Source organism: Streptomyces sp. NPDC000410, from assembly GCF_040300305.1.
GTDB lineage: Bacteria > Actinomycetota > Actinomycetes > Streptomycetales > Streptomycetaceae > Streptomyces.
Window position 1 is genome coordinate 1 of sequence record NZ_JBEPDM010000002.1, and the last position, 25,392, is coordinate 25,392.

21 protein-coding genes, 2 tRNA genes and 1 pseudogene are annotated in these 25,392 nt (G+C 70.1%); 11 read left to right on the plus strand and 13 right to left on the minus strand.

The annotated features are described in order from the left end of the window. The 6 genes from ABT342_RS03470 to ABT342_RS03495 form a co-directional block, all read left to right on the plus strand. Positions 1-471 (plus strand): IS3 family transposase (locus ABT342_RS03470; RefSeq protein ID WP_351566363.1); only part of this gene is annotated, 471 nt, incomplete at its 5' end. Positions 472-534: 63 nt separating this feature from the next. Further along, on the plus strand, positions 535-1,932 hold the full coding sequence (locus ABT342_RS03475; RefSeq protein ID WP_351566366.1) for an RNA-guided endonuclease InsQ/TnpB family protein: 1,398 nt from the start codon (positions 535-537) through the stop codon (positions 1,930-1,932). Positions 1,933-2,026: 94 nt separating this feature from the next. Then, positions 2,027-2,806 carry an HAD-IIA family hydrolase gene (locus tag ABT342_RS03480; RefSeq protein WP_351566369.1) on the plus strand — a complete coding sequence of 260 codons (780 nt, stop codon included), beginning with the start codon at positions 2,027-2,029 and terminating at the stop codon, positions 2,804-2,806. 138 nt (positions 2,807-2,944) lie between these two features. Continuing rightward, positions 2,945-3,397 (plus strand): hypothetical protein, encoded by a 453-nt coding sequence (locus ABT342_RS03485; protein ID WP_502965451.1) that lies wholly within the window; start codon positions 2,945-2,947, stop codon positions 3,395-3,397. A gap of 6 nt (positions 3,398-3,403) precedes the next feature. After that, positions 3,404-4,078 (plus strand): class F sortase, encoded by a 675-nt coding sequence (locus tag ABT342_RS03490; protein ID WP_351566375.1) that lies wholly within the window; start codon positions 3,404-3,406, stop codon positions 4,076-4,078. 116 nt (positions 4,079-4,194) lie between these two features. Further along, positions 4,195-5,205 (plus strand): glycoside hydrolase family 6 protein, encoded by a 1,011-nt coding sequence (locus ABT342_RS03495; RefSeq protein WP_351566377.1) that lies wholly within the window; start codon positions 4,195-4,197, stop codon positions 5,203-5,205. A gap of 70 nt (positions 5,206-5,275) precedes the next feature. On the opposite strand, the gene glxA is transcribed toward ABT342_RS03495, so the two are convergent. The 3 genes from glxA to ABT342_RS03510 form a co-directional block, all read right to left on the minus strand. Next, positions 5,276-7,228, minus strand: a complete 1,953-nt coding sequence (glxA, locus tag ABT342_RS03500; RefSeq protein WP_351566380.1) for a radical copper oxidase GlxA — start codon at positions 7,226-7,228, stop codon at positions 5,276-5,278. Next, positions 7,225-9,159, minus strand: coding sequence for a glycosyltransferase family 2 protein (locus ABT342_RS03505; protein ID WP_351566382.1), 1,935 nt, complete (start codon positions 9,157-9,159; stop codon positions 7,225-7,227). Before ABT342_RS03505 ends, glxA begins: the two co-directional genes overlap by 4 nt. Positions 9,160-9,554: 395 nt before the next feature. Next, a tRNA-Lys gene (locus ABT342_RS03510) sits at positions 9,555-9,628 on the minus strand. A 188-nt stretch (positions 9,629-9,816) separates the two neighbouring features. Between ABT342_RS03510 and ABT342_RS03515 the strand changes: the two genes are divergently transcribed. Further along, the gene (locus ABT342_RS03515) at positions 9,817-11,193 is read left to right on the plus strand and encodes a peptidoglycan-binding protein (protein ID WP_351566384.1); all 1,377 of its coding nucleotides are present in this window, start codon (positions 9,817-9,819) and stop codon (positions 11,191-11,193) included. A 100-nt stretch (positions 11,194-11,293) separates the two neighbouring features. Here the strand turns inward: ABT342_RS03515 and ABT342_RS03520 are convergent, their stop codons facing one another. Then, positions 11,294-12,184 (minus strand): hypothetical protein, encoded by an 891-nt coding sequence (locus ABT342_RS03520; RefSeq protein WP_351566387.1) that lies wholly within the window; start codon positions 12,182-12,184, stop codon positions 11,294-11,296. An 81-nt stretch (positions 12,185-12,265) separates the two neighbouring features. Between ABT342_RS03520 and ABT342_RS03525 the strand changes: the two genes are divergently transcribed. Both ABT342_RS03525 and ABT342_RS03530 read left to right on the plus strand, forming a co-directional pair. Then, a complete protein-coding gene (locus tag ABT342_RS03525) occupies positions 12,266-13,771 on the plus strand; it encodes an SPFH domain-containing protein (protein WP_351566390.1) in 1,506 nt (501 codons plus the stop codon). Between the two features lie 170 nt (positions 13,772-13,941). Further along, positions 13,942-14,529, plus strand: coding sequence for a lytic polysaccharide monooxygenase auxiliary activity family 9 protein (locus ABT342_RS03530; RefSeq protein ID WP_351566393.1), 588 nt, complete (start codon positions 13,942-13,944; stop codon positions 14,527-14,529). Positions 14,530-14,596: 67 nt separating this feature from the next. On the opposite strand, the gene ABT342_RS03535 is transcribed toward ABT342_RS03530, so the two are convergent. Genes ABT342_RS03535 through ABT342_RS03545 form a run of 3 tightly spaced genes read right to left on the minus strand, consistent with a single transcriptional unit; the run spans position 14,597 to position 16,792 of the window. Continuing rightward, a complete protein-coding gene (locus tag ABT342_RS03535) occupies positions 14,597-15,055 on the minus strand; it encodes a hypothetical protein (protein ID WP_351566396.1) in 459 nt (152 codons plus the stop codon). A 55-nt stretch (positions 15,056-15,110) separates the two neighbouring features. Continuing rightward, complete coding sequence (locus tag ABT342_RS03540; protein ID WP_351566399.1) at positions 15,111-16,247, minus strand: hypothetical protein; 1,137 nt, start codon at positions 16,245-16,247, stop codon at positions 15,111-15,113. Next, the gene (locus tag ABT342_RS03545; RefSeq protein ID WP_351566402.1) at positions 16,247-16,792 is read right to left on the minus strand and encodes a type VII secretion target; all 546 of its coding nucleotides are present in this window, start codon (positions 16,790-16,792) and stop codon (positions 16,247-16,249) included. The genes ABT342_RS03540 and ABT342_RS03545 overlap by 1 nt, the downstream gene beginning before the upstream one ends. A gap of 243 nt (positions 16,793-17,035) precedes the next feature. Here ABT342_RS03545 and ABT342_RS03550 point away from each other — a divergent pair. After that, positions 17,036-20,265: pseudogene (locus ABT342_RS03550) on the plus strand (amidohydrolase family protein). An 83-nt stretch (positions 20,266-20,348) separates the two neighbouring features. Here ABT342_RS03550 and ABT342_RS03555 read toward each other — a convergent pair. The 6 genes from ABT342_RS03555 to ehuB all read right to left on the minus strand — a co-directional run bounded on the left by ABT342_RS03555 (position 20,349) and on the right by ehuB (position 24,579). Beyond that, positions 20,349-20,422 (minus strand) — tRNA-Lys (locus ABT342_RS03555). 297 nt (positions 20,423-20,719) lie between these two features. Beyond that, positions 20,720-21,478 (minus strand): IclR family transcriptional regulator, encoded by a 759-nt coding sequence (locus ABT342_RS03560; protein WP_351566405.1) that lies wholly within the window; start codon positions 21,476-21,478, stop codon positions 20,720-20,722. A gap of 177 nt (positions 21,479-21,655) precedes the next feature. Further along, complete coding sequence (locus tag ABT342_RS03565) at positions 21,656-22,408, minus strand: amino acid ABC transporter ATP-binding protein (protein ID WP_351566408.1); 753 nt, start codon at positions 22,406-22,408, stop codon at positions 21,656-21,658. After that, the gene (gene ehuD, locus ABT342_RS03570; RefSeq protein ID WP_351566411.1) at positions 22,398-23,048 is read right to left on the minus strand and encodes an ectoine/hydroxyectoine ABC transporter permease subunit EhuD; all 651 of its coding nucleotides are present in this window, start codon (positions 23,046-23,048) and stop codon (positions 22,398-22,400) included. Before ehuD ends, ABT342_RS03565 begins: the two co-directional genes overlap by 11 nt. Next, positions 23,045-23,704, minus strand: a complete 660-nt coding sequence (ehuC, locus tag ABT342_RS03575) for an ectoine/hydroxyectoine ABC transporter permease subunit EhuC (protein ID WP_351566414.1) — start codon at positions 23,702-23,704, stop codon at positions 23,045-23,047. The genes ehuD and ehuC overlap by 4 nt, the downstream gene beginning before the upstream one ends. Next, positions 23,701-24,579 (minus strand): ectoine/hydroxyectoine ABC transporter substrate-binding protein EhuB, encoded by an 879-nt coding sequence (gene ehuB / locus ABT342_RS03580; protein WP_351566417.1) that lies wholly within the window; start codon positions 24,577-24,579, stop codon positions 23,701-23,703. Before ehuB ends, ehuC begins: the two co-directional genes overlap by 4 nt. Positions 24,580-24,621: 42 nt before the next feature. On the opposite strand from ehuB, the gene ABT342_RS03585 reads away from it, so the two are divergent. Continuing rightward, complete coding sequence (locus ABT342_RS03585) at positions 24,622-25,116, plus strand: DUF3830 family protein (RefSeq protein WP_351566420.1); 495 nt, start codon at positions 24,622-24,624, stop codon at positions 25,114-25,116. Positions 25,117-25,392 lie beyond the last annotated feature (276 nt).

Sequence of the window (25,392 nt, forward strand, 5' to 3'; positions counted from 1 at the left end):
GGGTGGGCATACGTGGCGTTCGTCCTGGACGTGTACTCCCGGATGATCGTCGGCTGGCAAGTTGCGAACCACATGCGGACCGAACTCCCGCTGGAAGCACTGGAGATGGCGTTGTGGAGACGGAAGATCAAGAGGGATTCCGGCCTCATCCATCACAGCGACCGCGGGTCCCAATACGTATCAATTCGGTATACCGACCGGCTGTCCGACATCGGCGCCTCCGCGTCCGTCGGGTCGGTCGCGGACTCGTATGACAACGCGATGGCCGAGGCCCTGAACGGCACCTTCAAGGCCGAGCTCATCGAGATGCAGGGCCCCTGGAAGGACGTCGACCAGGTCGAACGCGCGATCTTCCAGTGGATCACCTGGTACAACGAAGAACGTCTCCACTCCGCGCTCGACTATGTCCCGCCCGCCGAGTACGAGGAAGCCTTCTGGCGTAGCCAGGAGCAAGTCCCGCAGTCCGCCTGAACCAATCAAGATCGGACTCTACGAAACTCGGGGCAGCTCAGTCGGACATATTGGGGAGGGCCGGTGAAGGCGGATCGGGGGCGCAAGTACCGCGCGTACCCGACGTCGGCGCAGGACGAGATCCTGACCGGCTGGGGGCATGACGTCCGTGCGCTGTGGAACCTGGCGCTGGAGCACCGCATGATGGTCGGCCGCAAGCATGACGGGACATGGGTGTGGTCGGCGGAGCAGTGCCTGCTGCTGACTGAAGTCCGCAAAGACCCGGACGATGCGGTGAACTGGCTGAGCCGACTGCCCGCCCAGGCTGGTCAGCAGGTATTGCGGCACCTCGACCGGGCGTTCGTGAACATGGCCAACCCCGATCATCCTGCCGGTCCCCCTGTGTTCAAGCGGCGGGGCACGGCGATGAGCATCTCGTTCCCGGGCCAGTCCGTGCGGCTCCGTAAGCTGAATCGGCACTGGGCCGAGGTACGTATCCCAAAGTTGGGCTGGGTGAGGTTCCGTCTGTCCCGTTCTCTGGGTGGTGCCGTGCGTAATTGCGTACTGGTGCGGGATGGGCTGGGCTGGCATGTCGCCTTCGGAGTCCATACAGGTGCGGTAGACGCGCCGCCGAACGGCAAGCCCGGCTGCGGCGTTGACTTCGGCGTTGCTGTCTCGGCTTACGTGTCGACCGAAAACAAGCCGCGCCTCATGCGCCCCACCCTCACACCAGGTGAGCAACGGCGCTTGCGTGGTTTGCAGCAGCGCAAGTCGCGACAGCTGAAGCATGCGAAGAAGCACAACGGAGGTCGGTACAGCAAGCGCCTGCGCAAGACCATCACACAGATCGCCGCCCTCACTTCGCGCCAGGCTCGGCGCCGACTCGACTTCACACACAAGCTCACGACCGACCTCGCCAAGAACCACGGTTTTGTCGGCATCGAAGACCTGCGTGTGACCAGCATGACGGCCACGGCCAGAGGTACGGTGACCCGCACTGGTGCCCGCGTGAAGCAGAAGGCGGGGCTCAACCGGGCCATCCTCGACAACATGCCCGGAGAGAGACGCCGACAGTTGGAATACAAAACCCGCCAGTACGGTTCCGAACTGCGCCCAGTGCCGCCCGGTGGCACCTCGCAGAGTTGTCCGTCCTGCGGTGAGCGCGATCCGCAGAGCCGTGTCGGTTGCGGCCGGGAGTTCGCGTGTGTGCACTGTGGCTTTACCGGTCACGCCGACAAGACCGCCTCGATCGAAATCGAGGCCCGTGCCCGCCGGACGGGCGGCACGGTCACCAAGAGCACGCGCAGGCCCCGCAAGGAGCCAAGTCGCCATCGGACCCCCGTTGGCAGGCGCACGCGTGAACCAGCCGCGGGCAGCCTCACCGCTGCCTCGGGGGCGACCGCCGCCGATCCGGTGGCGGGGCCGTCAATTCGGGTTCATCTGCAAGCAGACAACTCAGGATTTAGGGCGTCCGAGGGTTAGCCTCGCGCTTCTTGAATAGGCTGGGGGAGTCGCCACACCGTCGTCGCGGCGCCCCACCCGCACTCGCAGCATGCGTACAGCAGGAGTCCGCCCCATGGCAGAGCGCAAGCCGATCGAATCCTGGCTCACCGACATGGACGGTGTCCTCATCCACGAAGGTGTCCCGATCCCCGGCGCGGACGCCTTCATCAAGAAGCTGCGGGAGACCGGGAAGCCCTTCCTGGTCCTCACCAACAACTCGATCTACACCCCCCGCGACCTGCACGCCCGCCTGCGCCGCATGGGCCTGGACGTGCCCGTCGAGAACATCTGGACGTCCGCCCTGGCCACGGCCCAGTTCCTGGACGACCAGCGCCCCGGGGGCACGGCGTACGTCATCGGGGAGGCCGGGCTGACCACCGCCCTGCACGACATCGGGTACGTCCTCACCGACCACGAGCCCGATTACGTCGTCCTCGGCGAAACCCGCACTTATAGCTTCGAGGCCCTCACCAAGGCCATCCGGCTGATCAACGCAGGCGCCCGTTTCATCGGCACCAACCCCGACGAGACCGGCCCGAGCCCCGAGGGCCCGCTGCCCGCCACCGGATCGGTCGCCGCGCTGATCACCAAGGCCACCGGCAAGGACCCGTATTTCGCGGGCAAGCCCAACCCGCTGATGATGCGGACCGGGCTGAACGCCATCGGCGCGCACTCGGAGACCAGCGCGATGATCGGCGACCGGATGGACACGGACGTCCTGGCCGGGCTGGAGGCGGGCATGGAGACGTTCCTCGTGCTCACGGGCCTGACCACGCCCACGGACATCGACCGGTACCCGTTCCGGCCGTCCACGGTGGTCGACTCGATCGCGGACCTCGTCGACCGGATCTGATCGGACCTCTCCGGCAATGACCCATCCGGGTCTGCCGGAGATGCGGAATCGACCGCCGCGCGTGAGTCTTCTGGTACCAGGAGGTTAACGATGCGTTCAGTTCCGATTGCTTTCCGTGCTGTAGGTGTGGCCGCCGGCGTGCTGATACTGGCGCCCACCACCGGGATCGCGTACGCCGACGAAGGCGCCGGGATCACCGTCGCGCAGTACCGGCTGGAGACGGCCCGCACGCTCGCCGAGCAGCGTGACGACGAGAAGAAGGACGAGGACGAGGACGAGGACGAGAAGGACGACCGGGGGGACCGGGACCAGGCCGGCCGGGACGACGGCGACGACGAGGCCGACGACGACGGGACCGATGACGACGAGGGCGACGACGAGGACGCGGTGCCGGGCGCCACGCAGACCCCGTACGCCCCGGTCAGTGCCGGTGGCGGTGGCACCTCCGCCGCGCTCGCGGTCAAGGGTGCCGACGAGCAGGGCCCCGGAACCACGCACACCGTGATCGGCCTGGTGCTGGCCGGAGTGGCGGCGGTGGCCGTCGCCCTGCGCAGCTCCCGGCGCCGACGTGTGGGTCCGGACGCGGACTGACCCGGGATGGCCTCGCACGACGCGGAACACCCGGCGGGCACCGGCCGGCTGCTCACCGGAGTGGCCTGGGTGGTCCTGCTGCTGGGCCTGTGGCTGTGGGGCCACGGGGCGACGGAGGGCCCCGGGGGCAGCTCGGCCCCGATGACCGGCGATGTGGCCGCCGTCGGCAGGCCCCTCGGCGTACCGCTTCCTCCGGCCCGTGCGCCGCTGAAGCCCGCCGGGCCCAGCACGGTGGAGATCCCCTCGATAGGGGTGAGGGCTCCGGTCGTGATGCGTGGCCTGGACGCGACGGGCGCGGTCGAGCCGCCGCCGTACGCGACACCGCGGACGGTCGGCTGGTTCGGCTCCGGGACCCGGCCGGGGGCCGAGGGCACCGCGCTCTTCGTCGGCCATGTCGACACCGCGAGCGAACCGGCCGTTTTCTACGGGCTCAGCGCGGTCCGCCCCGGCGAGAAGGTCCGGGTCACCCGGACGGACGGCTCGGTCGCCGAGTTCACGATCGACGACGTGCAGGTCATCGGCCGGGACCGGTTCGACGCGCACAAGGTGTACGGGGTCCGGCAGCCGGGCCGCGCGGAGCTGCGGCTCATCACCTGTGGCGGCACCTTCGACAAGGCCACCCGGTCCTACACGGCCAACGTGGTGGTCTCGGCGTATCTGACGGACGCACGCGGTATCTGAGAGGATGGATTCGACCGGTCTTGTCCTGGAGCGGGGCGCCTGGGGGGGTGGCCCCGGCCCAGTGCGAACAGTGCCAACAGCGCCAACAGTTCGATCAGTGCACCAAGGGGGAGTGGATGTACGGCAGTTTCGTCGGGCGTGCCCGCCTGGGAGCGGTCGTCGTGGGGGCCACGCTGCTGCTGGCGGGGTGTTCCACGTCGGAGGGCGCCGAGAAGGACAAGCAGCCACCGATCAGTCAGCAGCCCAAGGAGACCGACCCGTTCTGGGTCAACCCCGAGGGGACCGCGGCGAAGCAGGTCTCCGCCTACCTGAGCAAGGGCGACAGCGCGAACGCCGACCTGATCAAGAAGATCGCCGCGCAGCCGGTCGGTGAGTGGATCGGCTCGGACAACCCGGAGGGCCGGGCGAAGCGGTTCACCGAAGCGGCCCAGAAGGCCGACCGGGACGCCCTGCTGGTGCTCTACAACATCCCGCACCGCGACTGCGGACAGTTCTCCAAGGGCGGCGCCGCCGACGGCGACGCGTACCGGGAATGGGTCGACCAGGTCGCCAAGGGCATCGGCGACCGGCGCGCCACGGTCATCCTGGAGCCGGACGCCCTGCTCCACCTCGTCGACGGCTGCACGCCGCAGGAGTTCCACGAGGAGCGCTACCACCTCCTCAACGGGGCCGTCGAGCGGCTCAAGCAGCAGCCCGCGACCAAGGTCTACGTGGACGCGGGCAACGCGGGCTGGTCCACGCCGGACTCCCTGTTCGAGCCGCTGAAGCGGGCCGGTATCGACAAGGCCGACGGCTTCGCCGTCAACGTCTCCAACTTCCAGACCACCCAGGCCAGCAAGGACTTCGGCAGGAAGCTCTCGCCGAAGGTGGGCGGCAAGCACTTCGTGATCGACACCAGCCGCAACGGCAACGGGCCGTACACGGAGGGCGATCCGAAGGAGAACTGGTGCAACCCGCCGGGCCGTGCGCTCGGTGAGACCCCGACGACCGCGACCGGCGATCCCCTCGTCGACGCCTATCTGTGGATCAAGCGGCCCGGAGAGTCGGACGGCGACTGCAAGGGCGGCCCCAAGGCGGGGGACTGGTATCCCGACTACGCGCTGGAGCTGGCCCGCAATACGAAGTAGGCGAGGAAAGAGGGGCGCCCCCGGTACGCGGGGCGCCCCTCTTCGCGTACGTACGTACGTACGCCAGGGTTTACGGGACCTCGACCCAGACACCCTCGGACGGGGTGCCCTTGTCGTCCGTCAGGAACAGCATGTACCAGCCGGACGGGACCAGGGCCCGCTTCTTCGGCACCGTGACCTCGACACCGGTCGCCGTCTTCGTCATCTCCAGCGCGATCGAACGCTGATCGACATCGGTGACGTGTGTGACCGCGCTCGGCCGCATCAGCTTCGCGGACTTCACCGACGCCGCGTTCTTGACCGTGAACTCACCGCTCTTGCCGCGCTTGACGGACTTCGGACCGCCCGTGACCTCGGGCCGGGAGTCCCGGAAGAGGTACGGCGGCGTGTAGATCTCGATCCGCTGCTCGAAGACGCCCGGCTTGGTGTTGGCGTCGTCGGCGAAGAGCGAGTCCGAGCCGAAGATCATCACCCGGCCGTCGGGCAGCAGCACCGACCCCGAGTGGTAGTTGCGGCCCACGCGCGGGTCCGCCACCCGCTTGTACGTGCCCGTCCTCGGGTCGTACGTACGCGCCTCCAGGACGTTGGAGCCGCTGCGCCCCCGGTAGTCCTCGGAGCCGCCGGTGACGAGCACGCTGTCGTCGGGCAGCAGCGAGGCGCTCGGGTAGCGGGTGCCCCTGTCCAGCGAGGGGCCGTCCTTGAAGCGGGGGCTCGGGTCCTTGAGGTCGACCAGCCGGGACTTGTCGCTGGACTTCTGGGACTCGCCGACCCCGCCACCGCCGATGACCATGAACTTCTGGTCCTGGGCGGGCGGCAGCATGACGGTCGCGGAGGTCTCCATCCGGTCCGGGTCGCTCAGTCCGGGGATCTTCTCGAACTCGTTCGTCTCCAGATCCCAGACACCGGGGTCGCGGCCGACGTCGGCCGGGCCGTATCCGGCGTTCGAACCCGAGTAGAAGAGCTTCCCGTTGTCCAGCAGGAAGATCGCCGGGTACGTCGGGAAGCGCCGCTCGATCCCGGTGTACTCCCACTTCTTCGTCTTCGGGTCGTAGATCTCGTCCTTGCCGGGGACGATCTGGCCGATCTCGTCCAGGCCGGAGAGGGAGAGGACCTTGCCGTCCTTCAGCGTGGTCAGGGTCGGGTACCAGCGGGCCTCGTTCATCGGGTCGACGGTGATGTACTTCTCCGCGACCGGGTCGAACTCGTAGGCCTCCTTGATGCCCTGGAAGTCCTTCTTGTCGAGGGCGAGCTTCTGCGCGATGCCGTAGACGTTGCGGACGTCGGTGCCGCTGAGGCCGTGCACCCGGTAGTTGTCCTCGGTGCCGGTCTCGTACGCCTTGCCGGACTTCTCGGCCTCGACGTAGATCCGGCCGAGGCCCGCCTCGGTGCGCAGGAACCGGCCGGTGTTCTTGTCGAAGACCTTCGCGGCCTTCTCGACGAGCACCGGGTCCTTGGAGACGAACGTCTTGCCGTTCTCCTTGCCCGTGAACCGGGTGCCGGCGGGCAGCGTGATCGGCTTGTCCGGGTCCTCGTTGTGGACGATCATCAGGCCGCCGGCCTTGGTGACGTCCCCCTCCAGCTTCTCGTACCGCTTGGTGCCGCCCGCGACCAGCAGCTTTCCGTCGGGCAGCTGGGTGTGCCCGGCGCAGAACATGTCCTTCGGTGTGGGTATCAGCTTGAACTTGTCGGTCTTGGGGTCCCAGAGCACGGACTCGAACTTCTTCGCGTCGAAGTTCTTCTGGTTGTTGCCGGAGCCCGCGATCAGCAGGACTTTGCCGGTGTGCAGCAGGGCCGCGTGGATCGTGTTGATCCTGAACTCGGCGGGGACGTCGAGGTAGTCCCAGTGGCCGTTCGCGGCCTTGTACTCCGGTCGGTTGATCTTGTACTCGTGGTACTCCGCGGAGCCGTAGCGGTAGAGGGCCGGGCCGTTGAACCCGGCGATCAGCGCCACGACCGCCACCCCGATCAGGATCCGCCGGGCCCGGTTCTTGCGGTAGTTCGGCCGGACGGGCAGGGTGCTCATTTCTTACGTCCCCCAAGGGCGATCTGTACGGTCTGGTCGGCGGAGGCCCAACTGGGCTTCTGCTGGGGCTCGTGGACGGCCGCCCGCGGCTCGGGCTCAGGAGTCCCGCCGCCGGGCGGCTGCGTCTTCTTCTTTTTCTTCTCCGCGTGGATCGTGTACCGCCAGGCGAAGATGGGCGCCGCCGTGATCAGGAGGGCCAGTCCGGCCCAGGTGATCATCGCGGGGTGGTCGTGCCCGAAGTAGAAGGAGGACGCGAGCGATCCGCCGAAGACCAGAATGAAGAAGAGATGGATCCGGAACGTGCCGAAGAGGGTGTCCGGGCTGGACGAGTCGCCCTTGGGCGTCACGACGAACGAGCTCTTGCGGCGCAGTACGGCGTCCATGAGGGAGCGGGCGTAGATCGGCGCGGAGAGCGCGGACATCACCATGCCGGCCAGTCCGCCGGAGCCCTCGGGCTCGTGCGGCGAGACGTTGTGGCGGCGGTTCCAGATGTACAGGCCGATCTGGAGCGCCGAGGCGTTGCCGTACAGCATCATCCAGATCGCGGCGTCGATCTGCACACCCGAGGCGCCCATGCCCAGGAACAGCGCGCAGCTCAGCGCCGCCAGGATCCAGTTGAGGGCGGACATCGGGTAGAAGATGATCATCATCGTGTAGTTGAAGAGCTTGCCGGGCGGCAGTGTCCCGAAGCCCCGCCAGTACTGCTTGAGGATCGTCTCGTACGTGCCCCGCGACCAGCGCAGCTGCTGGGTGAAGAAGTCGGTCCAGGCGGTCGGGCCCTCACCGACGGCGAGGACGTCCGGGGTGTAGACCGAGCGCCACTTGTTGCCGGACTCGGGGTTGCGGGCGCGGTGCATCTCGAAGCCCGTCGCCATGTCCTCGGTGATCGAGTCGTACAGACCGCCGATCTGCTTGATCGCCTTGATCCGCACGGCGTTGGAGGTGCCGACGAACATGGGCGCGCCGTAGCGGTTGCCCGCGCGCTGGATCAGGGCGTGGAACAGGAACTGCTGGGACTCGGCGGCCTTGGTGACGAAGGTGTCGTAGTTCCCGTAGACCTGCGGGCCGATGACGAAGCCGACGTCCGGGTCGCGGAAGTAGCCGAGCATCCGCTCCAGATAGTTGGGCAGCGGTACGTGGTCGGTGTCGACGGAGGCGAAGAAGTCGTAGTCGCCGCCGTGCGCCTCCAGCCAGGCGTTGTAGTTGCCGTGCTTGGTCTTGGCCCGGTGGGCGCCCGTGGCCTGATTCCACCGGGCGATGCCCTTGCGGGAGAAGTGGTGCACGCCGAGCCGCGCGCACACCTCCTTGACGGCCGGGTCGTCGCCCTCGTCGAGCAGCCAGACGTGCATCAGTCCGCGGTGGCGGATCCGCACCGCCGCCTCCAGCGTCTTCGTCACCATCTCCAGGGGCTCCTTGCCCGGGACGAAGGAGGTGAGGAAGGCGACCCGGGTGCCGGACTCCGGCACGACGGGCACGGGGTCACGGGCGACGAGTGTCGCGTGCGCGTTCGACAGCACGTTCATCGTGCGGAAGAGCTCGATCAGTCCGATCGAGACCAGCATGACGATGTCGAGCCAAAGGAGCAGCTCGTTGTTCAGGTTCGGATCGCGCTCGGTCCAGTGCTGGGGCTGCATCAGCCAGGCGAACAGGCCGAGCGAGACGAGCGGCGCGGCACCGAGCAGCAGCGCGGCCCGGACGCGGTGCGGCTCCTGCGAGAGCAGGGACCGGTACTGCACCGTGTACGGCTTCGACGGGTCGGGCTGGGTCAGGGGTCCGGCGAGTCGGCTGTAGTGCTCGTAGTCGTACCGCGGAAGCGCCGGCCTCTTGCGGTGCAACCGGTTCCCGCCCGTTCTGAGCTGAGGCACCCGGAGCTGAGTGGTCCGTGTTGGGTCGTTTTCCTGCGGTCGGGCGCCGGTCGGCGTCGACGTCATGAGTATCCCCCCGCACGCCTGTGCTGGCTGCGTGACTGTTTTTTGTTGTTCTCGCCCGGACGCAGGTCCCCCGATCAGCCGATCCGGACGTGTGAATGGCAGGCCGCCGTCCCCCTAGACATGGAACGGTGGCCTTCCGGTTGCATGATGCCGGTCAAAGCATCCGTTGGTGAATACAGGGCCCCCACCCTGTGGTCGCAGCAACCGGAGCATCCCCTCCACCTGCCCCCAACTGCGCGAGCCCGCCGCCCCATTGGAGCCACGGACTTCAGGACAGGTTCTCCGACCTACGCCTTGATCACAAGAGTGCCTCTATGGCTCCCTATGGCGGTATTACCGGCCGAAAGCGACGGAAGCCCCCTCACCGTAGGCAAGGGGGCTTCTCGTACTGCGCGTGCGCCGCCAGGGACTCGAACCCCGGACCCGCTGATTAAGAGTCAGCTGCTCTAACCAACTGAGCTAGCGGCGCCTGCTGACCTGGAGAACTCTACCGGACCGGCCGGGGTGCTTCCGACCACGGCCCTCGTCCTTCTTCTGGCGATTTCTCTCGGTTCGTCGCACAATCCGGCCTGTCGGATGGTCGTTTTTTCCCTTTTCTCCCTCAAGATGTCACTTGTCCTGGCAAGCGACGTGTGGTGAGTGTGGAGGGGAAGCGGAATGACAGTTCCGGCTTTCGAGGAGTACGAGCCCCCGGCCGACTGCGCCTGTGCCGGCTGCGTGCAGCAGCGGCGGGCGCTGGCCCGTGCCCACGCCGTTCCGGTACGCGCCGGAGGCCACCCCGCGGCGCACGGCGCGCGCCGCGCGCTGGTGCTGGCCACCGCGGCGGGTGTGGCGCTGGGCGGCGGGGGAGCGGGGGCGGCGACCGCCGCCGGGGGCCTGGTCCCGGGTGGCCCGTCCCGCGCGGACGATCCCGGCCCGAGTACTCCGCAGGGCGGACAGGGCCCGCTGTACGGACGCCCGACGGCGGGTCCCAGCGGGTCCCCGTCGACGCCGGAGCTGCGCAAGACGACGCGCGCGGACATCATCAACCGGGCCAAGCGCTGGGTGACCGCGAAGGTCCCGTACTCCCAGAGCAAGTTCTGGTCGGACGGATACCGGCAGGACTGCTCGGGCTACGTCTCGATGGCCTGGAACCTGCCGGGCAACGAATGGACCGGAAGCCTCGCCGACTACGGGGTGCGGATAGACAAGAAGGATCTCCAGCCGGGCGACATCCTGCTGTTCCACAACCCGGACGATCCGAGTGCGGGCTCGCACGTCACGATCTTCGGCGGCTGGACCGACTTCACGCGCACCTACTACACCGCCTACGAGCAGTCGAAGCCGTACACCCGTAAGCAGGCCACACCGCTGGCGTACTGGAGCAACTCCAGCAGCTATGTGGCGTACCGCTACAAGGGGCTCGTCAGCGGAAGCGCGAAGGGCGCGGCGAAGGGCCCGGCGAAGGGCGGTGCGAAGGGCGGTGCGGCGAAGGGTACGGCCGCCGCCAAGACCGCAGCCAGGACCGCCTTTCCCGGCGTGCGGGCCTTCGGGCCCGGCGCCGCCAACAGACACATCACCGAGCTCGGGAGGATGCTCGTGGAGCGCGGCGGAAAGAGGTTCTACCGCGAGGGTCCGGGGCCGCTCTGGAGCGCGGCGGACCGCAAGGCGACCGAGGCGTTCCAGCGGGCGCAGGGCTGGCGGGACGCGGAGGCGGACGGGCTGCCCGGCCCGCACACCTGGCGCCACCTCGTGAACGGCACGGGCAGGAACATCCCGCGGGCCGTGACCGCCGGGCCGCCCGCCGCCGTCTCCGTTCCGCACTACCCCGGGAAGGGCTACTTCCGCCCCGGCCAGTCGAACCCGCACATCGAGAAGCTCGGCCGCCAGCTGGTGAAGCGGGGCTTCGGCAAGCACTACACCTCCGGGCCCGACAAGCGGTGGACCGAGGCGGACCGCCGCAACGTCGAGGCGTTCCAGCGCGCCCAGGGCTGGCGCGGCGGCGCGGCCGACGGCTACCCCGGCCCCGAGACCTGGCGGCGGCTCTTCTCATGACCCGCCGCCGCACAGACCACGCAGCGACCGCGAGGAGGCGGCCCCGGTGAACCCCACGACTCCCTACCCCGAGGACCCTGCGGGTCCACCACCACCCCCGTCACCCGCGTCGGGCCCGCCCGAGCCCCCCTGCGGTGCCGCCGCGGCCGAACTGAGGGGACTGTTCGACGTCCGCCGTCGCCACGAGGACGCGCCCGTGACCGTCCCCGTCGGCCCGCCCGACCTGTCCCGCACCGACACCACGGCCACGGCCCGGCCGACCGACGGCGGTTCCGGTCCGGAGGGTGGCGCGTCGGGTGGCGTTCCTGGCGGTGTCGTCGACGCCGGGGGGCGGCCATACGGCGGTTGCGGTCCGGAGGGTGGCGCGGCGGGCGTGTCCGCCGGTTTCGTCGACGCTGCCGCTCGGCCGTACGGGAACCCCACGCCCGGTCCGGCGGGTGACGCCGGACGTGTCGGCGAGGCGTCCGGCGGTCTCGTCGATGGCGTTGCGCGGCCGTACGGCGATCCCGTGCCTGGGTCGGCCGGTGGCGTCGGTCACGGCGGTGACGCGCAGGGGCCGTCCGGCTCGTGGGCGGCGGGTCGCCCCGATGCCGCGTTGCGGAGTGGGCCTGAGGCGCCTCTGCGGCGTGACGGCGATGCGGCGGGCCTGTCCGCAGGTCACGTGGACGCTGTCGCCCGGCCGTACGGCAACCCCGTGCCTGGGCCGGCCGGTGACGCCGGCCACGGCGGTGAGACGCAGGCGCTGTCGGGCTCCTGGGCGGCGGGTCGCCCCGATGCCGCGCTGCGGGGTGACGTGCCCGTGCGAGGCGACGGGGACGCGCAGGCGCTGTGGGGTGGTCGCGTGGACGCTGCCGCTCGGCCGTACGGGAACCCCACGCCCGGTCCGGCCGGTGACGCCGGACGTGTCGGCGAGGCGTCCGGCGGTCTCGTCGATGGCGTTGCGCGGCCGTACGGCAATCCCGTGCCTGGGTCGGCCGGTGGCGTCGGTCACGGCGGTGACGCGCAGGGGCCGTCCGGCTCCTGGGCGGGGGGTCGCCCCGATACCGCGCTGCGAGGCGGCGGGGACGAGCTCGTGCGAGGCGGCAGCGACGCGGCCGCGGGCGACCTCGGCCGCCGGGCCGGGCCGTGGGCGCCGATCGGTGATGCGCAGGGGCCGTCCGGCTCGTGGGCGGCTGGTCGCCCCGATGCCGCACTGAGGGGCGCCCCCGACGTGCCCCTGCGACGCGAGGGAGACGTCGCCGACGCCGCGCCGGCCGGTGGGTTCGCCAAGCCGGGGGACGGCCCGGCCGTCGGGGTCGTCGCCGACCGGCCCGGTGACGGCGGTGCGGCGGTCCCGGGTGAGAGGCCCGCCGGGTTCGGCAAGGCGGCGGCCGCGGACGCGACCGGTGCCGAGTCCGCTGGCGAGGCCCACGACGTCGTCCCCGGTGCGGAGCGTCAGCTCAGTGTGGTGGGCGGGCGGCGGGCCGGGGTCATCGGGAGCGAGGGCGCCGGGCCGATCCCCGTACACCTGCTGTTCCGGGACGGCGCGGGCACCAAGGGAACGAAGGGCGCCCAGGGCGACGACTCCGGGCCCGACACCGTCGCGATGGAGCCCGTCACCGTTCCTCCGGGGCGGCGCCCGGCGCCCGCGCGGACGGCGGTCACCGTGTCGACCCGGCCCGCGCCGCCCGCCGACCCGAAGCTGCGGGAGCGGCCGGGGCCGGCGCTGCCGGGGTGGGCCGCGGTGTTCATCGGGGCCGCCGCGCTCGTCGGGTGCCTGGCCGTCCTGCACTGGGCGGGAGTCTTCCCGGGCGTGGTGGAGCGGCTGTTCGGGCTGGGCAGGCGCCCGTACCACGGCATCCGGCTCGGCCAGTGGGCCCTGCTCGCGCTCGGCGTGCTGCTGACGCTGTTCACGCTCGGCGGGCTCGGCCGCGGCCGGGTCGGCCACGCCTGGGTGCTGTCGCTGTTCGGGGACTACCGGGGCAGCGTGCGGCGCACCGGACTCGTCTGGGTCAGCCCGCTCCTGCTGCGCCGCCGGGTCGACGTACGCCTGAGGCACTGGCGCAGCGAGCCGATGCCCGCGGTCGACGCGAACGGCACCGCGCTCCAGGCCGTCGTCCTCGTCGTATGGCGGATCAAGGACACGGCCCGCGCCGTGCTTTCCGTCGCGGACCACGAGGCGTACCTGTGCGAGCAGGTCGAGGCGGCGATGGCCCGTGTGCTGTCGCAGCTCCCGGCCGACGCCTTCTACGAGGAGGCCCCGACCCTGCGCAACGCCGAGGCCGTCGGCGACGCGCTGACGAAGACCCTCTCGGCGGAGTGCGCCCCGGTCGGCATCGACGTCTTCTCCGCGCAGCCGACGCGTATCGAGTACGCCCCCGAGGTCGCGGCCGCGATGCGCCGGCGCCGTATCGCCGCGATCGAGGCCGAGCACCGGGACACCGTGCTGACCTCGGTGGTGGACGCGGTGGACGACACCGTGCAACGCCTCACCATGCGCGGTCTCGTGGAGCTCGACGACTACGAGCGCAAGGCCCTCGTACGCGACCTGACCGTCGCCTTCTGCACCGCACGCGCGGGCGCCACGGAAGGCCCGTGATTGGTCTGGACATGTTCAACGTCCGTCAATAATCTGGGACTTGGTCTAGACCGCAGCGCCGCACTGCGCCGCACAGCACCACGCTGCAACCGCACCGCACCGCACCGCACTGCACCGCAATCGCACCGCACATCGCTCAGAGAACTCCCCCCACGTTCAGGAGCATCAGCATGCGTACACGCATAGGCGCGGCCATAGTCGGCCTCGCCGTGGCGGGGACCACCCTCCTCGCCACCGGCAACGCCGGCAGTCACGGTTACACCGACTCCCCGATCAGCCGTCAGAAGGTCTGTGCCAACGGCACGGTGGCCAACTGCGGCGAGATCATCTGGGAACCGCAGAGCGTCGAGGGCCCCAAGGGCTTCCCGGCGGCGGGCCCGGCCGACGGAAGGATCTGCGCCGGCGGCAACAGCCGCTTCGCACAGCTCGACGACCCGCGTGGCGGCTCATGGCCCACGACCAAGCTCTCCTCGGGAGCGAACCACACCTTCCGGTGGCAGTTCACCGCCGCCCACGCGACGACCGACTTCACGTACTACGTCACCAGGAACGGCTGGAACCCGAGCCAGCCGCTCACCCGCGCGGCCCTCGATCCCCAGCCGTTCCTGACGGTCCCCTACAACGGCCAGCGGCCGCCCTTCACGCTCAGCCACTCCGGCAAGCTGCCGTCGAAGTCGGGCCGGCACCTGATCCTGGCGGTGTGGACCGTGCACGACACCCCCAACGCCTTCTACGCCTGCTCGGACGTCCAGTTCTGACGTCGAGCGGGCGAGTAGGCGAACAGTTGAGCAGCTGCCGCGGCGGCCCCCTCCGGGGCCGCCGTCGTCACGACTTCTTCAGGTCCAGCCGGAAGGACGGGCAGGTGTCGGGGTCGTCGTTCTTGTAGACGACGGTGCGCTTGGCGTCCACGCCGATCGTGAGGAGGTCGACCGTGTCCCCAGGCAGCATGTCCCGCGGCTTGTCGAAGTTCAGCCGCAGCAGCGGGTCCTTGCCCGGCGCCGACGCGGCGTCGAACGCCCACGTCCCGGAGCCGTCGAAGGTGTCACCCAGCTCGTCCCGGTAGTAGTCGCTGGTCGGCCAGTTCTCCGCGGTCAGGGTGCCGCCGGCCTGCCCGGCGGCCGGGGTGAGGGTCAGCCGGACACCTTCGGCGTCCCGCCGGCCTTCGTACGTGCCGTCCAGATCGGCCGAGCTCACGGCAGCCGACTTTTCGGGCACACAGCGCTCGAAGACGTCGGAGCCGCAGCCGCTGAGCGTCCCGGCGAGGACCGCCAGGGCCGTCAGCACGCCGAGTGCATGGAGGGGGCGGTGGGGTCGGTGGGGGCGGTGGTTCATCGCCGCTCTACCCGTCTGCCGGAATGCGTTCGGTCCAGGTGATCTTCTGGCTCACGGTGGAGAACGCGCCTTCTTCCCGGTTGAACTTCTCCAGCCACTCGTAGTAGCCGACGTAGTGGAGGAACGATTCGTTGCTGGTCTTGTTGTCGAGGGTGTACTCGACGACGAGGCTACCGTCCGGGTCCTGGCCCTGGACCTTGTAGCCCAGCGAGTACGAGCCCACGAAGGCCTCGCCCAAGTGGTCCTCGTCCGCCGTGACGATCGCCGGGATGTCGGTGAATATCAGTTTCTTCAGCGCGCCGAGCTTGCCGTCCGCGGAGATCGAGTAGCTGACGCTGCCTTCGGCCATCCCGTCCTTGCGCCACTCCGCGAGCGTGTCCTCGCGCAGCTGCTTCATGCTCACGCTGGACCTGATCGCCTCGGTCATCTCGTCGCCGGCCCCGTACTCCCGGTGCCGCGGCCCGCTCCCGGTGACCCAGTCGAGGCCGAGGTCGTACGGGCCCTCGTTCTTGACGCCCGGATAGGGTGCCTTGCCGTCCAGGACGCGGTTGATCGCGTTGTACTCGTCCTCGCCGATCTTGTTGGTCGTGTCGATGTTCTTGTGCTGGGGTGCCGTGTTGAACCACGTGCCGAGGCCCACGTCGGACATCATCGCGAAGGCCATGTTCTGGTCGGCGACGATTCCCCGCCTGACGAGCTCGACTATCTCCCGCGAGGCGTCCTCGATGGCCTTCGCTTCCGCCGAGCCCTTCTCGATCACCTTGCACTGGCCGCCGATGACGTTGTTCGAGACCGTGCCGTCGGGATAGATGTGCAGGCCCTTCTCCCCGGCCCGCCGCACGGCGTCCTTGAGGTCCCGCTGAACGACCTTCAGCTCTCCCAGCGCGTCGTCCAGTACGCCGATCACGGCCTCCGCCACCTTGACGGCGGCGGTGATCTGGCGCTCGATGTCGTCGATCATCCGCCAGGCGAACGGGGCGGCGACGCCCTCCCAGTACCCCTTGTCGCGCAGCGGTACCAGCATCTCGTCGTGCACGCGCTTGTCGAGGCCGGTCATGCTCTTGTGCGAGGCACGCCACTGGTCGGCGAGCTTCTGCAGCGGTCCGAGGTCCGTCTTCAAGAGCTCCTGGTAGAAGGAAACCATCACAGCCCCTCGATCTTGGACCGCACCCGCACCCCGCGGAACGCCTCTTCGATCGCGGCATCGGTCTTCGTGTAGTCACGGGCGCCGGCCCTGAGGCTCTCGGCGATGTGAGCGAGCCATCCGGCCACGGTGCCGGCCTGCTTCTCCCAGTGCTTGTGGGCCTCACGCAGAGCCGCGGAGGTCTGCCAGTCCGACAGGGCCGAGATCGCCGCCAGGGTCGGGGCCTCGATCGAGGCCGCCGGCTTGCTGAACGCGGTGTAGATCTCGTCGGCCTTGCCCGCCGCCTTGTTCAGGATGCCGGGCTCGATCCGCAGCCGCTTGCCCGGCTCCTGCCCTTGCGGGCCACGGGGGGCCGGGGGCTGAAGAAACGGGGAGCTCGGCTGCAGCGGGTTCTCCGGCTGAAGGAGCTTCGGCGCCGTCGGGTCGGCGTAACTGTCGGCGGGCGGCGCCTGGTAGTACGGGCTCGCGAAGCCCAGGTTGCGCTTCTTCAGCTCGTCCGGCGTCAGCGGTAGCTTGTCCGGCTCGGGCAGCGTTTCGTCGCTCATCACATGTCCCCGTGGTCTTCCACGATCCGGTTGTCCCGTGGTCCTTGCTGCGATCAGGTCAGGATCAACCTACGGGAGGGAGATCGATCGCATGTACGCATCATGCTGAGTCATGCTCACCGCGTTCATGAGTACGCGTACTCACTTCCTTCACGCCATCGGGCCCGGATGGCCGGATTCCCTCCGCGGCGGGCATGCCCTGATGACGCCGGCGGCCCCTGCCCGCTACCAGTGGGGGCGACCATGACCCACGAGGCGAGGGGTATTGCCGTGTCGTCGATGCCACGCAGACAGATGCCACGCAGACAGTTCCTGCAGTCCGCCGCCGCCACGGCCGCCACGGCCGCCACGGCGGCCACCGTGTCCGCGGCCGTGGTGCCCGGGTCGGCGCGAGCGGCACGCGCCGCCCCGGACACCCGGCTCCGCTTCACCGCCGCCACCAACGGCGCCGCCGCGCCCACCGGTTCCGGCCCCACCGCGCCGCTCGTCGCCGAGGTGCAGAACATCGTGTGGCGCGTCCCCCGCGACGGCTCGCCCGCCACCGCCCTCACCCGGCCCGATCTGGAACCCTGCCGTCCGGTCTGCTCGCCGGACGGCCGGCGCGTCGCGATGGCCTGCTTCAAGGGCGGCCAGTTCCATATCTGGGTGATGGACGTGGACGGTTCGGGGCTGCGGCAGCTCACCGACGGCCCGTTCGACGACCGCGCCCCCGCCTGGTCCCCCGACGGCACCCGGATCGTGTTCTCCTCCGAGCGCGGTGGTGATCCGGTCAAGGGCAGCCCGTACCGGATCTGGACGGTCGACATCCGCACCGGCGAGCTTGCCCCGCTCACCGGGCTTACCGGCCAGGAAGGCCCCCTCCAGACCGGCCCCTGGGAGGACTTCGACCCGGTCTGGTCCCCGGACGGCGCCGAGGTCGTCTTCGTACGCGCCGGACACGACGGCACCGCGCTGCGCGCCCGCACCCTCGCCTCCGTACCGGCCGGTCCCGCCGGCGGCCCCGTCACCACCCTGCACACGGAGACCGAGCCGGGCAATCTGCTCAGCCCCGCGCTCTCCCCGTCCGGGCGCCGCGCCTGGCTGCGCAACGTCCCCTCCACGATCCGCTACGAACAGGTCCTCCTGGTCGTGGACGGCAAGCCGGTCGCGGTGGACGGCGACGACATCGCGCCCGTGCCGCCGCGCTGGCTGGACGACGAACGGCTGCTGCTCACCGCGGGCGGGCAGTTCCGCGTCATCCGCCCGCACCGCCCCGAAACCGCCCCCGAGACGGTCGGCTTCAGCGCCGAACTCCCGCTCCACCGGCCCCGCTACCGCGTCAAGACGTACGACTTCGAGCCGGCCGCCCCCCGCCCCGTTCGTGGCATCCACCTGCCCGCCCTCTCCCCGGACGGCCGCACCGTCGCGTTCGTGTCCCTCAACTCCCTGTGGACCGTGCCCACCTCGGGAGCCGGACGGCCCCGCAAGGTGCGGTCGGCCACGCCGGACACGTACCTCCAGAGCCCCGTCTGGACGCCGGACGGCAAGGCGCTGCTGTACGTCGACGACCGCGACGGCGGGCTCAACGCGGTGCGCCGCCACGACCTGGACAGCGGCGCCGACACCCTGCTGGCCGCCGGCGGCCGCGCCCACCCCGCGCTCTCCCCGGACGGCACCCGCCTCGCCTGCCTCGACCTCGCGGGCAACCTCCTCGTACGCGACCTCGCCACCGGCACGGACAGGACCCTCGCCGCGCCGCTCGGCGGCGGCGGACTCCCGGGCCCACCCAGCTGGTCCCCGGACGGCCGCTACCTCGCCTACTGCGACCGCAACCGGCTGAACCTCCGCTTCCGCGAGGGCTACAACCTGATCCGGGTCGTCGACACCACCACCGGGACATCCCGCCTGCACGCCCTCGCCCCGCACGTGTCGCTCTCCGACCGCTACGCCTCCGGGCCCGCCTGGTCACCGGACGGGCGGTGGATGGCCTGCGTGAGCGAGTCGGCGCTGTGGCTGCTTCCCGTACGCCCCGACGGCACGCCGGACGGCGAGCCGCGCCGCCTCACCGACGAGGACGCCGACCACCCGAGCTGGGCCGCCGACTCGCGCACTCTGCTCCATCTCTCCGGCGGCCGGCTGCGGCTGCGCACCCTCGACGGCCACGCCAGGACCGTTCCCGTACGCCTCGACCACCGCCGCCCCACGCCCGTCGACACCGTCATCCGCGCGCGCCGCCTCTGGGACGGCACCGGGAGCGCGCCCCGCGAGGACATGGACATCCTGGTCCGGGACGGGCGCGTCGCCGCCGTCGCACCGCACCGCGCGGGACGCCGGGCCACCCGCGCGGTGGACGCCACCGGGCACACCGTCCTGCCCGGCCTCTGGGACACCCACACCCACCCCTGGCAGTACACCTACGGCGCCCGACAGACCGCCCTCGAATCGCCTACGGCGTCACCACCACCGTGGCACTCGCCGGTTTCTCCTACGAGCAGACCCGGCTGCGCGAGGACATCATCGCGGGCCGGCTCGCCGGGCCCCGGCTGCTCACCAGCAGCGAGCTCCTCGACGGCTCCCGGGTCTCCTACAGCATGGCCCGCGCCCACCGCACCCCCGAGGGCCTGCGCCGCTCGCTCGCGCGCGGGGCCGCGCTCGACTGGGACGTCGTGAAGACGTACGTCCGCGCCCCGGCCTGGATCATGGAGGAGGCGGCCGCCTTCGGCCATGAGCGGCTCGGAGTGCGCTCCGGATCGCATCTGTGCGCGCAGGGCATCCAGACCGGCCAGGACCTGACCTCGCATCTGATCGCCACCGAACGGGCGGAGTACGGGCACGCCACGACCGCCGAGGCCCACACCCACCAGGACACCGTGGCGAACTACGCCACCGGGGGCTTCCATCTCCTGGAGACCCCGTTCATCGCGATCAGCCTGCTCTCCGAGACCCCGGACCTGGTGGACGACACCCGGGTCACCGCGATGATGCCGCCCTGGGACGCCCAGACCGTCCGGGACCGCGCCGCGAACCCGGCCACCGAGATCGAGCTGCTCGCGCTGCGCCGCGAGGTCGAGACCTGCCGCCGGGTGCTCGCGTCCGGCGGGCTGGTCGCGCTCGGGACGGACACCCCGATCCGCCCGGTCGGCATCCAGCTGCACCTGGGGCTGCGCGCGCTCGTACGGTACGGCTTCACCCCGGGCGAGGCGCTGATCACGGCGACGGCGGTGCCGGCCCGGGTCTTCGGCGCCGAGCGGGACCTGGGGACGGTCGAGGAGGGCAAGCTGGCCGATCTGACGATCGTCGCGGGCGACCCGCTCACCGATATCGCCGATCTGGCCGAGGTGACCCAGGTCATGGTGGGTGGCCGGATCCACGACCGGAAGGCCCTGGAGAAGCCGTACACCCGCCGCGGCGGCCTTCGCGACGCGACGCGGACCGCGTCGGCGCGGTGGCGGGCGGTAGCCGAGCAGATGCGCCGCGACGGCTGCTGCGACTGACCGGCCGGAAGGCTGATCGGCCGGAATCCGGCCGGGAACCACAAGAGGCCCCTCGTATCCACGAGGGGCCTCTTGTGAGGTTGTGCGCCGCCAGGGACTCGAACCCCGGACCCGCTGATTAAGAGTCAGCTGCTCTAACCAACTGAGCTAGCGGCGCGGGCTGCCGTTATCGCCGCTCTCGGCGGCTGACGACAGAAGTAATACTACCTGGTCCACGGGGGTGCTCCGGACCAGCGCCCCTCTTTCAGGGGCTCGGCTCGCCTCCGGGGCGCTTGGGGGTCCCCCCAGGGCGAAGTCCTAGGGGGAGTGCCCCGACGGTCGATCGTGCTCGGATTCCTCGTCTCTCGGAACCCTCCGCGCTCCCCCAGCTACCGCTGGGAGGTGCCCCCACTCCCTTTCGGCGCCCGCGCGCACCTTCGGCTCACTCGCCGCGCCCGCCGCGCCGCCCGTCGCCCTACAGCGCCAGCGACAGCACCACCGGAGCCGCCTTGCGGTTCAGCGTGTCGGCCGCCGAGCGCAGCCGGTGCGCGTGCTCGATCGGGAGCGAGAGTGCCAGGCAGCCCACGGCCGAGCCGGCCGTTAGCGGAACCGCGGCGCAGACCGTGCCCACCGCGTACTCCTGGAGGTCCAGCACCGGGACCGTCGGCGGCTGGGCGTCGAGCTTCGAGAAAAGGATCTTCTCGTTGGTGATCGTCCGGGAGGTGAGCCGGGCGATCCGGTGCCGTGAGAGATGGTCCCGGCGGCCGTTCTGGTCGAGCTGGGTGAGCAGGCACTTACCCACCGCGCTGGCGTGCGCCGCCGAGCGGAAGTCGACCCACTCGTTGACCGCCGGGGTGCGCGGGCTGTCGGCGAACTGGGTGATCTTCACCTCGCCGTCGATGTACCGGCTGATGTAGACGGCGGCGCCGACGGAGTCGCGCAGCTCGGTGAGCGTCTCCTGGAGCTTGCGCTCCAGGGCCTCCCGCCGGGTCGTGCCGGAACCCAGCAGGACGAGCGAGTCGCCGATCACGTACGCGCCGTCCGCGACCTGTTCCACATAGCCCTCGCGGCGCAGCATCAGCAGCATGGACGCCAGGTGCCCGGTGGGCAGGCCGGTTTCGCGCGCGATCTGGACATCGGTCACTCCGCCGCCGTGCCTGGAGACCGTCTCCAGTACGCGCAGGGCGTATTGCACCGAGTGGAACGGCGCGGTCGGCTCGGGCTTCAGCGCCACGGTTTCCCCCTACCAGGTTGTGACCGCAAGCTTCCGTACCACGATAGCCGCCAAGAACCGCTTAAGGGGCGGCTGTTGGCGAGATTTGTGGGGCGCCCCGGCGCCATGGCCTGGGGCGCATCACATTGGCATATGCCATGGTCACACTACGTGCGCTGAGGGCGAGGTCAGGGCACGTCAGAGCACCGCGCCGAGGAACTCGCGCGTGCGTTCGTGCTCCGGCGCGGAGAAGATTTTTTCCGGCGCGCCGGACTCGATGACCTTCCCGGAGTCGAACATCAGCACCTCGTCCGAGATGTCCCGGGCGAAGTTCATCTCATGGGTCACACAGAGCATCGTGATGTCGGTGGTTCGGGCGATGTCCCTGAGCAGATCCAGCACCCCGGCCACCAGCTCCGGGTCGAGTGCCGACGTCACCTCGTCCAGCAGCAGCACCTGCGGCCGCATCGCCAGCGCCCGCGCGATCGCCACCCGCTGCTGCTGACCGCCCGACAACTGGCCGGGCCGTGCGTCGCAGCGATCGCCGAGCCCGACCAGGTCCAGCAGCTCACGGGCGCGCTGCACGGCCTCCTCCTCGGACAGGCCCAGCACCCGCACCGGCGCCTCGGTGAGGTTCCGCAGCACGCTCATATTGGGGAAGAGGTTGAACTGCTGGAAGACCATGCTGATCCTCTTGCGGACCTCGCGCCGCTCCCGCTCGCCGGCCGGGAACAGCCGGCCGCCGTTCACGTCGATCGTGCCGGAGTCGGGCCGCTCCAGCGTCATCAGCAGTCGCAGGATGGTCGTCTTCCCGGAGCCGGACGGGCCGATGAGCGTGACGTGCTTCCCGGGCCTGACGGAGAAGCAGAGGTCGTCGAGGACGGTGTTCTCACCGAAGCGCTTGGTGACGTTCGTGAAGCGGATGAGTTCGTCGCGGGATTCAGTGGACAAGGCGGCGCTCCAGGGCTCGTACGAGAAGAGATGCCGGGTAGGCGATGAGGACGAAGGCGATGCCGACGACGGTGAGCGGCTCCGTGTACTGGAAGGTCGCCGCGCTCTCCAGCCGCGACTGCTGGAGCATCTCCAGCACGCTGATCCCGGCGAGCAGCGGAGTGTCCTTGAGCATCGCGATGACGTAGTTGCCGAGCGCGGGCGCGATCCGGCGGACCGCCTGCGGCAGGATCACCGCGATCCAGGTCCGGTGGACCGGCAGGCTGAGCGCCGTCGCCGCCTCCCACTGCCCGGCCGGTACGGCGTCGATGCCGGCCCGGTAGACCTGCGCGGTGTACGTCGAGTAGTGCAGCCCGATGGCGATCGTGCCGGTGGTGAGCGCGGAGAACTGCACGCCCCACTCGGGCAGCACGAAGAACAGGAAGAACAGCTGCACCAGCAGCGGGGTGTTCCGGATGAACTCGGTCACCAGGCCGACGGGCCAGCGCACCCAGCGCGTCCCGGAGCGCAGCCCCAGGGCCCAGACCAGCCCGAGAGTGAACGAGATCAGCGAACCGAGCACCAGGATCTGCAGGGTGACCAGCAGACCCTCCCAGAAGCGCGGCATGAAGTCCCAGGCCGCGGACCAGTCCCAGGTCACTTCGTCACCACCCCCAGGTTGGCCTTGGTCCTGCGTTCCAGCGCCTTCATGGAGCGGGTGATGACGAACGCGATCACGAAGTAGATCACCAGTGTGACCGTGTAGATCTGTGCGCTTTCCTGGGTGGCCAGCCGCACCAGGTAGGCCGCGAACGACACGTCGCCGACGCCGAGGAGCGACACCAGAGCCGTGCCCTTGAGCAGCTCCACGAGGAGATTGCAGAAGGACGGGATCATCTCGGGTACGGCCTGCGGCAGCAGGATCAGCCGCATCCGCTGCCAGGGCGTGAAGCTGAGCGCGACGCCCGCCTCGCGCTGCGCGGGCGCCACCGCGTTCAGGGCGCCGCGCACGATCTCGGCACCGTACGCCCCGTACGACAGGCCGAGCGCGAGCACCGCCGCCCACATCGGCACCAGTTGCCACCCCAGCAACGGTGGCAGCACGAAGAACAGCCAGAACATCAGGATCAGCGCCGACATCCCGCGGAACACCTCGGTGTAGAAGCCCGCGAGGAAGCGCACGAGGCGTGAGCGATGAGTTCTGGCCATACCGACACCGAACGCGACGGCGGCGGCCAGCGCCGCGCTGTAGACGGTGAGCTGGATCGTGATCCAGATCCCCGGGAGCACCCAGTTCTGCCACAGCCCGGCGGTCATCGGCACAGCTCCTTCGCCGTGAGAGTCGTCATCTCGCTCTCGGTGAAGCCGAACCGGCGCAGAATGCGGAAGAGTTCGCCGCTCTTCTTCATCTTGTGGATCTCGGTGTTGAAGGCGTCCCGCAGCTCGGTGTCGCCGGGGCGGAAGGCGAAGCCGCCGCCGTCGACCTTCTGTTTCCCGTCCACGACCGCGGCGAACGCGTCCGTCGCCTCCGCCCTGCTGCTCCTGCGGACCACCGCGCGGACGGTGAGCGCGGTGCCCGCGAAGACGTCGACGCGCCCGGACTCGACGGCGTTCAGCCCGGCCACCTGGTCCTGGAGGATGACGATGTCCTTCTCCGGGTAGCCGGCCGCGACGGCGTAGCCGATCTCCGCGTAACCGGTTCCGGTCGCGAACCGTGCCTTGGACCGTACGACGTCCTCGTAGCCGCGCAGCTTCAGCGGATTGCCTTTGCGCACGATGAAGGAGTCCAGCATCTGGTACTCGGGGTCCGAGAACAGGACCTGCGCGCAGCGCTCCTTGTTGATGTACATCCCGGCGGAAACGACATCGAACTGCTGGGAGTTGAGCCCGGGTATGAGGGAGGCGAAGTCGGTGGCGACCGGCTGCACCCGGTCGATACCGAGCCGCTTGAAGACGGCCTTGGCGAGCTCGGGGGCCTCGCCCGTGAACTCGCCCTGTTCGTCGATATAGCCGTACGGCACCTCGCCCGCGATGCCGAGACGTACGGTGCCCGCGGATCTCAGCCGGGCCAGTGAGTCGCCCGAGGGCACCCGGGCGCAGCCGGCGGACACGGCGGCCGCGCCGACCGCGCCTCCGGCACCGATCAGCAGGGTGCGCCGCCGTATCGCGGCGTGTCTGGTGTGTGGAGCCATGGGCGCGCGGCTACCCGGGTCCTGTCGGGGTATGCGTATCCAATGGCCGATCGCTTCATCGACGTTTCGCTCGCAAAGCGCGGTGTCCGCTGCACCGCGCGCCTCCTCGACGACCGGGCGCCCCTGACCTGCGCGGCGGTGTGGGACGCGCTGCCGCTGGGCGGTGACGTGTACCACGCGAAGTACGCGCGCAACGAGATCTACGCCCTCTTCCCGGCCTTCGCCGACCGGGAACCACCGCTGGAGAACCCGACGGTGACGCCCATCCCCGGCGACCTCTGCTACTTCACCTTCAGCGGTACGGAACTGGGCACGGCGGCGTACGGCTACCCGAGCCCGGAGCTCTCCCGGCCGGTGACCGTGGACCTCGCCCTCTTCTACGAACGCAACAACCTGCTGCTCAACGGGGACGTGGGGTGGGTGCCGGGGATCGTGTGGGGCCAGGTGGTCGACGGCCTCGCCGGTATGGCCGACGCGTGCCAGGACCTGTGGCGGGCGGGGGCACTGGGGGAGACGCTCAGCTTCCGGCGGGCGTAGGCGGGCGGGGGCTGGGGGTCGGGGCGCTTGCGGCGGGCTTGTTCCCCACCCCGCCCCTTCCCGAACTGGGGCTCCGCCCCAGACCCGGGCGGGGGCTCCGCCCCCGTACCCCCGCGCCTCAATCGCCGGCGGGGCTCCTTTGGAGCCCGTCTGGGGGTTCCCCCACGCCCGCCAGGGAGTAGGGGGAGTTTGAGGACACGGCCGGAGGCCGTACGGGGGTCTGAGGGCTTGCCCCCAGTATTCGGGAAGGGGCGGGTAGGGGAACAAGCCCGCCGC

Coding starts and splice junctions, on each gene's coding strand:
- ABT342_RS03480 (WP_351566369.1), top strand. CDS start 2,027: ATGGCAGAGCGCAAGCCGATCGAATCCTGGCTCACCGACATGGACGGT.
- ABT342_RS03490 (WP_351566375.1), top strand. CDS start 3,404: ATGGCCTCGCACGACGCGGAACACCCGGCGGGCACCGGCCGGCTGCTC.
- ABT342_RS03495 (WP_351566377.1), top strand. CDS start 4,195: ATGTACGGCAGTTTCGTCGGGCGTGCCCGCCTGGGAGCGGTCGTCGTG.
- glxA (WP_351566380.1), bottom strand. CDS start 7,228: ATGAGCACCCTGCCCGTCCGGCCGAACTACCGCAAGAACCGGGCCCGG.
- ABT342_RS03505 (WP_351566382.1), bottom strand. CDS start 9,159: ATGACGTCGACGCCGACCGGCGCCCGACCGCAGGAAAACGACCCAACA.
- ABT342_RS03515 (WP_351566384.1), top strand. CDS start 9,817: ATGACAGTTCCGGCTTTCGAGGAGTACGAGCCCCCGGCCGACTGCGCC.
- ABT342_RS03530 (WP_351566393.1), top strand. CDS start 13,942: ATGCGTACACGCATAGGCGCGGCCATAGTCGGCCTCGCCGTGGCGGGG.
- ABT342_RS03540 (WP_351566399.1), bottom strand. CDS start 16,247: ATGGTTTCCTTCTACCAGGAGCTCTTGAAGACGGACCTCGGACCGCTG.
- ABT342_RS03545 (WP_351566402.1), bottom strand. CDS start 16,792: ATGAGCGACGAAACGCTGCCCGAGCCGGACAAGCTACCGCTGACGCCG.
- ehuC (WP_351566414.1), bottom strand. CDS start 23,704: ATGACCGCCGGGCTGTGGCAGAACTGGGTGCTCCCGGGGATCTGGATC.
- ehuB (WP_351566417.1), bottom strand. CDS start 24,579: ATGGCTCCACACACCAGACACGCCGCGATACGGCGGCGCACCCTGCTG.
- ABT342_RS03585 (WP_351566420.1), top strand. CDS start 24,622: ATGGCCGATCGCTTCATCGACGTTTCGCTCGCAAAGCGCGGTGTCCGC.